The organism is Pontibacillus yanchengensis Y32, from assembly GCF_000770635.1.
GTDB lineage: Bacteria > Bacillota > Bacilli > Bacillales > BH030062 > Pontibacillus > Pontibacillus yanchengensis.
This window is the reverse complement of the sequence record NZ_AVBF01000104.1, coordinates 1-8544: the sequence shown is the minus strand read 5'-3', so window position 1 is coordinate 8544 and position 8544 is coordinate 1. Positions and strand designations below refer to the sequence as shown.

The 8544-nt window shown below is 37.0% G+C and carries 9 protein-coding genes; 2 read left to right on the top strand and 7 right to left on the bottom strand.

Translation table 11 applies throughout. The features are described from left to right. Positions 1-301: 301 nt before the first annotated feature. The 4 genes from N782_RS19865 to N782_RS19850 are packed head-to-tail and all read right to left on the bottom strand — an operon-like array spanning position 302 to position 3795. Positions 302-622 (bottom strand): hypothetical protein, encoded by a 321-nt coding sequence (locus N782_RS19865; protein ID WP_052111466.1) that lies wholly within the window; start codon positions 620-622, stop codon positions 302-304. Positions 623-627: 5 nt separating this feature from the next. Then, the gene (locus tag N782_RS19860; RefSeq protein WP_036824566.1) at positions 628-1209 is read right to left on the bottom strand and encodes a CPBP family intramembrane glutamic endopeptidase; all 582 of its coding nucleotides are present in this window, start codon (positions 1207-1209) and stop codon (positions 628-630) included. Beyond that, positions 1178-2743 (bottom strand): RecQ family ATP-dependent DNA helicase, encoded by a 1566-nt coding sequence (locus tag N782_RS19855; RefSeq protein ID WP_036824564.1) that lies wholly within the window; start codon positions 2741-2743, stop codon positions 1178-1180. The genes N782_RS19860 and N782_RS19855 overlap by 32 nt, the downstream gene beginning before the upstream one ends. Continuing rightward, positions 2740-3795, bottom strand: a complete 1056-nt coding sequence (locus tag N782_RS19850; RefSeq protein WP_036824562.1) for a YpbB family protein — start codon at positions 3793-3795, stop codon at positions 2740-2742. Before N782_RS19850 ends, N782_RS19855 begins: the two co-directional genes overlap by 4 nt. 201 nt (positions 3796-3996) lie before the next feature. Between N782_RS19850 and N782_RS19845 the strand changes: the two genes are divergently transcribed. After that, complete coding sequence (locus N782_RS19845) at positions 3997-4245, top strand: ferredoxin (protein ID WP_036824558.1); 249 nt, start codon at positions 3997-3999, stop codon at positions 4243-4245. A 56-nt stretch (positions 4246-4301) separates the two neighbouring features. On the opposite strand, the gene N782_RS19840 is transcribed toward N782_RS19845, so the two are convergent. Next, the gene (locus N782_RS19840; RefSeq protein WP_036824556.1) at positions 4302-4760 is read right to left on the bottom strand and encodes a helix-turn-helix transcriptional regulator; all 459 of its coding nucleotides are present in this window, start codon (positions 4758-4760) and stop codon (positions 4302-4304) included. A 128-nt stretch (positions 4761-4888) separates the two neighbouring features. Here N782_RS19840 and N782_RS19835 point away from each other — a divergent pair, with 128 nt between their 5' ends. Continuing rightward, positions 4889-5386, top strand: a complete 498-nt coding sequence (locus N782_RS19835) for an inorganic diphosphatase (protein WP_152600821.1) — start codon at positions 4889-4891, stop codon at positions 5384-5386. A 46-nt stretch (positions 5387-5432) separates the two neighbouring features. Here N782_RS19835 and N782_RS19830 read toward each other — a convergent pair whose 3' ends face one another. Continuing rightward, on the bottom strand, positions 5433-7202 hold the full coding sequence (locus tag N782_RS19830) for a hypothetical protein (RefSeq protein WP_036824550.1): 1770 nt from the start codon (positions 7200-7202) through the stop codon (positions 5433-5435). Next, positions 7189-7734 carry an RNA polymerase sigma factor SigX gene (gene sigX / locus N782_RS19825; RefSeq protein WP_036824548.1) on the bottom strand — a complete coding sequence of 182 codons (546 nt, stop codon included), beginning with the start codon at positions 7732-7734 and terminating at the stop codon, positions 7189-7191. The genes N782_RS19830 and sigX overlap by 14 nt, the downstream gene beginning before the upstream one ends. Positions 7735-8544: the final 810 nt, after the last annotated feature.

Below are 8544 nucleotides of genomic sequence, written 5' to 3'. Positions count from 1 at the left end.
TAGGGTTTTTACAGTAAATAAGAGCATATATGTCCGTTAGAGGATGTCCCACGTATTTTCGAGAGTCCGATCGTAACATTTCAGCAGGGATGGGCGGGAAACGGGGAGACTCCCGCGGGAGAAAGAGGTCGGCGAGATCCCCTGAGGGTGCATTTCCCCGAAGGTAGCTTGCCAGCTCGCCCGCAGGACGCGAGCCGTTTCCCACCCATCCCTAACCCTTTTTATGTATCGGGCCCACTACCTCCCCAATAATATCTCGAATTCAAGTCTTCATAATTATGCCTCTTATATTGAAGACTCTCTATTTTAGCCTAGCACCAAAGAATGCAAATGAAGTATCCATTTGTCCTTGGTTTACAGGACCTATGTTTAGATTGTTCCATAACCTAAAAATGACTATGGATAGCACAATCAAAACCAACAGTACCATAAGCAAACGAATCAATGGATATTGTAATTTCCATTTGGTCTTAGTAGATTTTTCATTATGTATAGAGCTACGAGGAGGTAAATTCAAGACATCAATATCTTGAGCCTCTTCTTCGCTAGCTTGTTGTTCCATTGTAAGTTGTCTTAGCCCGTGAGCTTGATCTTCATTGTGTTGCTCGATTGCATTGGACATCTTTATCACCTCATCAGTTTCAAACGAATCATAACCCCTAAAACGAAATCGACCATAAAATGTGCAACGATAGTAACCCATAAATTTTGAGTCATCTCATACATCCATCCAAAGTAAAAACTAATGAATAATACAGAAATCAGCAACACTGGTTTCTTTAAATATCTCACATGCATAAGTGCAAACAAGACACTTGCCGTTAAATAGCCAAAATGTGTATGAATGACCCCTCTAAAAAGGAATTCTTCTGCTAAAGCTACCACTAAAGCGATGACAAAAATCTCTAAAACGGATATAGAGCGAAACACACGCTTATTAATTCCACCGTCATCATAGAAACGTGCTGGTAACAATGCCATCAATATTATATCAATTAATAGCACTATTCCCCCAGCTGATACTCCATAACGAATAATTTCTTGTGTATTCCAACTAAACAGCTTTGCGATCTCTTCCATGGAATCAAAAAGAAAAAAACTGCCACCTAAAGTGAGTATGAGGAGGATTAATTGAGTGAGATACACTTGGTTCACTAGTTGGCGATCCGTTAATTGTTTAATTAGTTCTGCCTGGTTTGTCCATTTCATAAGGTTCCCCTTGTAAACATATCTGTTTTAATTCTTCCATCCAACTTGATACTTGCTTAACATATTGTCTTTTATCTACTTCCCAACGATTAAACTGGAAATCGCAACGGTCACAACAAAATCCTGTAGGGCTCTTTAACGAATGCTGAAAAGGTTGATAAAGGCTCTTCCTTAGACAGTCTTCTTGATGAAGCCAGTGTACTAATTCGTCTAATTTTCTATGCTTAATGTTGGTGCGTTCTTGGATAAAACGTTTTATTTCTTCATAGGCATGTTTCCACCTATTTTTATCATATATGATGTTTGTCTGTTCTATCATACCATGCTTTTCAAATTGATAGCGCAAAAATCGCCAGTGAATTTCACCTATCTCCAGCATCGATTCCATCTCTTCATCAGATTTAACATGATTGCCTTTCAAATGTCCCCATTGATAGAGAAAGGTAATGGTACTATGTAAGATTTCTTCATTGGGCAATTCCCCTTCAATAAAAGCTTTAGGGATCTCACTGTCTCCTGGAGAATAAAAGGTTAAACTTACACTTTGTTTGCCATCTCGACCAGCACGACCTACTTCTTGGATGAAGGACTCTAATTGAGACGGTAAATGAGCATGAATAACAAGACGAATGTTAGATTTGTTTACTCCCATTCCAAACGCACTAGTACAACATATAACATCGAGTTGATCATTCATAAACTGCTGTTGTATTAATAGTCTATCCTCTTGATCCATTCCTCCATGGTAAAAAGCTATTCGTAAGTGTTGTAGAGATTGTGATAATTCATATGCAGCTTTTTCTGACCACTGACGACTGGAGAAATAAACCATAGTAGGTACTGGATGAGAGGTTAAGATTTCTTTCATACGCTCAATTTTTTCACTCATATGTGATACATGTTCAACAGAAAAAGCAATATTCTCCCGATCCATAGGGTATATGTGTTTTTTCATATGTGTTCTTCCAAGCTGTTCCATAATGTCATCTTGAACATTCTTAGGAGCAGTAGCACTCAAGGCAAGTAGTGTTGGATTTCCAAGCTGTTGTAATGTGTCATCAAGTTTTAGATAATCCGGACGGAATTCATGACCCCATTGTGAGATACAGTGTGCTTCATCCACGACAAATAACGATACGTTTACTTTATTCGAAAGCTCTCCTAAAAATTGAGGGTTTTGTAACATCTCTGGCGAGCAGTAGATTAATTTATAAGAGTCTAGGTTACGGAATATTTCTCTTTTTTGTTCAACATTCAAGAAAGAATTTATTGCTGTAACTTTTTTATATCCTTGTTGTTTCAGTTGTTTAACTTGATCAATCATTAGTGATATAAGTGGAGAAATAATTAATACAGTGCCCTCCATCAACACTGCTGGAAATTGATAACAGAGTGATTTCCCTGTTCCTGTTGGCAAAATACCTAACACATCATTCCCATCTAACACATCATGTATTATTTCCTTCTGTCCTTCACGAAAGGTAGAATATCCAAAATGTTGTTCCAGCAATGATTCATATGTTTGAGGCTTCATGAAGATGATCCTCCTTTTTGAACGGTTGCTAACACCACTCTTATTTGAAAATAGGTGTATTTATCTTGAAGGGATTGCTTAATAGCTTTTAGTCTATTGGTGTTTAGCATTTCGGCCATATGGGAAATGTCCTGTGCGGTTTCTATTGAAACAAAATCATGAAGCGAAAAAGTAGGATCGACTAAGGCAAACTCTACAATATGATCTTGAATCGTACTTTCTTTTAGATTCCGTATCCGACAAATTTGTTCGATAGTAAATCCCTTATCCAGCCATTCTTTGGTCTTTTTGGCAGATTGGGTTAATGGAATATCATCTATACAATCCTTACAATACGAAAATAACACCGGAAACCTTGTAGGGTTAGAGACAATAGTTGAGAGCTGAAAGTGAATCCCAGCACTCAGACAGATTGTAACATCGTGTATAGAGATATCATACTTTAATGCAAGTTGTTCTTTACTGAAACCGTAACGATGATAACCAGTCATCCTGTAAACAATCATTTCAGCTAATTGAGAAGGAATTTGTGTAAGAATATCACTCAGTTCATCATATAATTCCTTTAGATGGGAAGGTAACTGATTATACTCCTTTTGGTATTTTTGTTTAACCCAGGTGATGATTTCTTTCTGGTCAAGAACTGGAATAAATTGATGCTCTCCCATGGCGATATTCGATGCGGTTTGAACGAATAATAACAAACGAGACCAGTAAGTCTGATCCATGTAATGAAAATGCATGCCATTTAAGAAGGAAAAAGGGAAGTCATTCCATTTTTGTCTCAGTATCACTTGTCCTTTTTCGGTAAGAAACGGATTTCCGTTATCATATTGTTTCAAGTAACCATTTTGTTGGAGAGTTATTGCAGTTTCCTCTAAATCCTTTCTCTGAAGAGATCGGTAAATACCAAAAAAAGGTGTAAGTCCATATGCATGGACATCTTGAAAGGTTTGAGAGGATTTTTTTCCTGTGAGCATATGAAGTATCGCTGATAGGCTACGTTCACCTTTATATTGATGTACACAATGAAGTACTAATGTTTGAAACATGCCTAATAACCTCACTTTTTATTAGATATTGAATTGTGTTTAAATGCCCATATTACAACACTTCTAGGATGTGTCTTTGATGTTGAAATGTTAAGAATGTAGCTTTACAATAAGAATGAGGCGAATGTTTCCAACTTAGGATACTTATATATGATAGTAAAAGATCATGTAGATGGTCATTATTTTTAGGAGGTAATACACATGGCTAAATATACAATTGTTGATAAAGAAACGTGCATTGCATGTGGAGCTTGTGGAGCAGCAGCACCAGACATTTATGATTATGATGATGAAGGTATTGCATACGTAATTTTAGATGACAACAAAGGTACTGCAGAAATTCCAGAAGAATTAGAAGAAGATTTGGAAGACGCTTTTGAAGGTTGTCCTACTGACTCCATTAAAGTAGCTGATGAACCATTTAATGGCGATCCATTGAAATATGAATAAGATTATTAAATCCCTTCACAACTAAAGTGGAGGGATTTTCTTTATGTCACATACTCTTAAGAAGATGATAGCATAAGCTCTTTTAACTTTTCTTCCGCTTCCTCTTTATCGAATGTGCTAAAATAGCGATAGTTCTGCTCATCAATGATACGATAATGTTGACTAATTACGTTTTGCTGGACCATATAGCCATCTTTTTCGATAATGGGGGTCCACCACACTTTCCCACCCATTGTTCGTTGCTTCGGTCGATTTACATGATGATGAGCTATTGTCTCTAACACTTCAATAGGATCTGCTCCTAGACTATGTTGAATGACTTCACTATCCCTGAACAAGGCACACATAGCAACTATTGTAGTCCACCCTGCTTCAATGCGTCCTTTTTCTATTTGAACAAGTGTTTTTTTAGAAATACCTAATATAATAGCCATCCGATCTTGTGTGTATCCCTTTTCGACTCTTACTAGCTTGATTTTGGATGATAGCTGTTTTATTAAAGCATGTTGATCCATTTCTCACCATTCCTACTCTGACATCGATACAAATATTTTAACATGGCTACTGCTTTCCTTCCTACCTAAATATTGATATAATATCTAATCGAAACCCTATACATACATTGGTATTAAAAGGAGGAACAATCATGGCTGAAAATAAAGTTCTTGATGTATTCATTGAAATTCCAACAGGAAGTCAAAACAAATACGAATTTGATAAGGAAAAAGGTGTATTTAAACTAGATCGTGTCCTTTTCTCTTCTCAATTCTATCCTGCAGAGTATGGTTATATTGACGATACTTTAGCGTTAGACGATGACCCACTTGATGCACTAGTACTTGTAACAAACCCAACTTTCCCAGGGTGTGTTATTGAGTCCCGTGTAATTGGCTTCTTAAACATGATTGACGATGGCGAAGAGGATCAAAAGCTACTAGCTGTCCCTACAGAAGATCCACGCTTCAAGGACGTACACACACTAGATGACGTACCACAGCATAAGCTTGAGGAAATTTCTCATTTCTTCAAAACATACAAGGATCTACAAGGTAAGAAAACGGAAATAGGTGAATGGGAAGGCGTAGAAGCCGCTAACAAACTTATTGAAGATTGTCTTACTCGTTACCAAGAAAACAATTAATAATAGAAACCCTATAGCCAAATGAATGGCTATAGGGTTTTTTTAATTATTTATTTTGCGTATTTTCTCGGTTCGGTAATTGATATTTTTTAGGATTTACAATCGTTGGTATTTGAATTGGGTCAGATAACGAATAAATTCCTATACTAGAAACTTTTGCACCCTTAAAATAAACAGAATCATAACCATAAGATTTGGCTGTCATTAATATAGCCTCAATCATAATAGTAGAATTACCCTCATCTCCTAATTTGGTATTACTACCTATTGTAAGTTCTAATCGATTATCCTTAGTTGTAATGGATGCAAATTCCATTATTCTCGATAACAGACCTTGACGCTCATGTTGCTGCTTCACACGTTGTAACGCTTGTTCAATGGATGAACTGTCATCCATATATACAGACTTTAAGAACGTTGGTTTATTCTCTCCCCCATTATACGGCACGTAAGCCATCTTCGGGCTTGAATCAATGTTTATTGCAGATAGCTTTCCTGCATGCTTAAATGATACACCACGCTGTTGTCCCTGTTTAAGTTGGATTGTCTTAAAGGAATGATCTCTAAACATGATTTTTAATGATTGTAAGATAAGCTGCTCTTTTTGGGCATCCTTTGGCGCTTTATAATTTTTTGGAAATGATGCGATAACTGTATTATTCTCAAATTTAAATGTAACATCATCGAAGAAATACGTTCCTAATCCCCACTTTTCTTCATGAATAGAGTGTCCAACTTGATTGTACATAGCTTCTAGGCTACCCCATTTCTTTGGTGCTGTAAAAGAAACTGGGATTATACCTTTACCGGACTTTGTAGGTAAGCCTACAGTTGCAAATTGCTCGCTTTTCTTAACGGTTGCAGCATTACTTGTTGCAGCTGTAGAAGGCCCTGTTATACTGTTAAACGAATGATTATTGCTCTCATTCTCAGATGTAGCAATATTAGGGCCACTTTGTTGTTCATCTGGTGAAGGTTTTGGTCCTTCTTTATCCCCTTCCTCTTTAGAAGTGGGTTTATCTTCTTTAGCGGACTCTGCACTTCCCTCTGCAGCACTATCTGAGGTTGTTTTTTCATCTTGGTTTGTTTTATTTTGTTCGGTTTCAGAAGTAGCTTCATCCCTATTGGACTGAGCAGAGTTTGTATTGTCTTTTTTATCTTGATTATCTTTATTTGCTGTGTCTTTATCTTTTTGAGTAATCAAGTCCTCATCATCACTTTGACTTTGTTGCGATTGTTCTTGTTTTGTATCTGAATTTTTACTTTCATTCGATGAATCCTCGGATGAACCTGTTTGGTCCTCAACAGAATTTGAGTTTTGAGATGCTTCAGGTTGACTTTGATCCTCACTAGATTCAGAGCCTTCATTAGATGTTCTGTTATCTTCAACAGGCTCACTAGATTGCTTGTTTTCGTTCTGTGTAGAGTCATTATCTCTAGATAAATCTCCTTCAGCGCTTTCCTCTGTAGATTGAGATTGAGAATTACTGGAATCCCCACTATTTTGATTTGATTGTCTACCTTCCTCATTAGAAGAGGACTCATTACTCTCATTCGTTTTATTCTCATCAGCCATTTCTGAGCCTTGATTATCCATCATGGTTAAACCAACAACTACAATCATCAATATTGCAAAAGATATAGCTGCTGTAGGAAACCAAGCCCGTTTATAAAAAGGAGGAGGTTCGGGATTGTTATCCAACTGTGAAGATATGGAATCATAAAGTTGTTCGGGTGTTTGAGTATCTTGAACTTCCGGCATTTGCTTTAGGAGGTTTTGTAATTCTTCTTCATTATATTGTTTATCTTGCTTCACGATTGTCCCCCTCCCTTCGAGCTTCTTCTTCCATTAGTTGCTGAAGAACTTTCATGCCTCTATGTTGGGTTGTTTTTACTTTACTTACACTCATGCCTAATACATCTGCTGTTTCTTGAATGGACATGGACTGTATATACCTAAGAATTAACACACTTCTTTGATCAACCGAGCATTTATCCAAACATCGATACATTTTTTGGATTTCTTCGTTCTGCACTGCAATGTCCTCGGGTATAGGGTGATCATCTTCAATCAGATGCCCACTTTCTCCCCAGTCAAAAAACTCTAATATCTTATTTCGCTTCCTTTTTTGCCTGCGAAAATAGTCAATAGCCACATGTCTCGCAATCGAAAATAACCATGTTTTTTCGCTACTTTCTCCTTTAAATCGATCATAGGAGTTCATGACTTTTATATATACCTCTTGAACGAGATCTTCGGCTTGCTCACGATTTTTCACCATATAGAATAGAAATTGATATAAATCTTGATGGTATTTTTCATAGAGTTCTTGAAAAACCGCCTTCATTCATGAACCTCCCGTTCACTGATTAGTCGTTTATGTAGTAAAAAGGTTTCAACTTATACAACTATAAAATATTTTCCTTTTTTTGAATAGGTGTAACCCTATATTCTAAAATCAACTTTAACCATGGAATAAAAGTATATTTAGAAAAATGATCATAAACTTCTAGGGAGTACTTTTAGATTGAAAATGGGTTAGAAACGGTACGACGCTTATTTTTCAAAGCTCAAAGCCTATGCTTAACGAACTATATGCTATAGCTCGATATGGTTTTGTTCGAAGTCACTATGCGTTGTAATGATATTGATCCATCTTCAATCTAGAAATTTATCTAATCCTTTAGTTGATAAGGAGCATGTTCTAAGTTATATACATACGAAGTCTTAATAAATTCTTTAAGATATGGCTATGTTACAGTTTGTTGTTGATATAATAATGAAATAGTTTTATATTCTTCCATATAAGCACCATTATGTTGAAGACTTGGATACGAGATATTATGTGGAAGAGAGATGTTTCCGTTGTTTTAGTAAGAATAAAGGTGGCCGTGGAACAACTCGCGTCCTGCCGGCGAGCTGGCAAGCCTCCTCAAGCCCAAGACCGGGGCTTTCCGGGGTCTCGCCTACCTCTTTCTCCGGCGGGAGTCTCGTCGTTCCACGGCCACCTTTGCTTTTATTGAGATGAACGGAAACATGGCCTGGTTAGAAGGGTACGTTTTATGAATGGTAGTATTTACGAAGCGAAGAATGGTTTAGGACACAAATCGATGCTATGCTCGCGGACATATAGTCTCTTATTCTTCGATTTGAAGGC

Excerpts from the sequence above, each read along its gene's own strand:
- N782_RS19860 (WP_036824566.1), bottom strand. The coding sequence starts at position 1,209 with ATGAAATGGACAAACCAGGCAGAACTAATTAAACAATTAACGGATCGC.
- sigX (WP_036824548.1), bottom strand. The coding sequence starts at position 7,734 with ATGAAGGCGGTTTTTCAAGAACTCTATGAAAAATACCATCAAGATTTA.
- N782_RS19850 (WP_036824562.1), bottom strand. The coding sequence starts at position 3,795 with ATGTTTCAAACATTAGTACTTCATTGTGTACATCAATATAAAGGTGAA.
- N782_RS19865 (WP_052111466.1), bottom strand. The coding sequence starts at position 622 with ATGTCCAATGCAATCGAGCAACACAATGAAGATCAAGCTCACGGGCTA.
- N782_RS19845 (WP_036824558.1), top strand. The coding sequence starts at position 3,997 with ATGGCTAAATATACAATTGTTGATAAAGAAACGTGCATTGCATGTGGA.
- N782_RS19855 (WP_036824564.1), bottom strand. The coding sequence starts at position 2,743 with ATGAAGCCTCAAACATATGAATCATTGCTGGAACAACATTTTGGATAT.
- N782_RS19840 (WP_036824556.1), bottom strand. The coding sequence starts at position 4,760 with ATGGATCAACATGCTTTAATAAAACAGCTATCATCCAAAATCAAGCTA.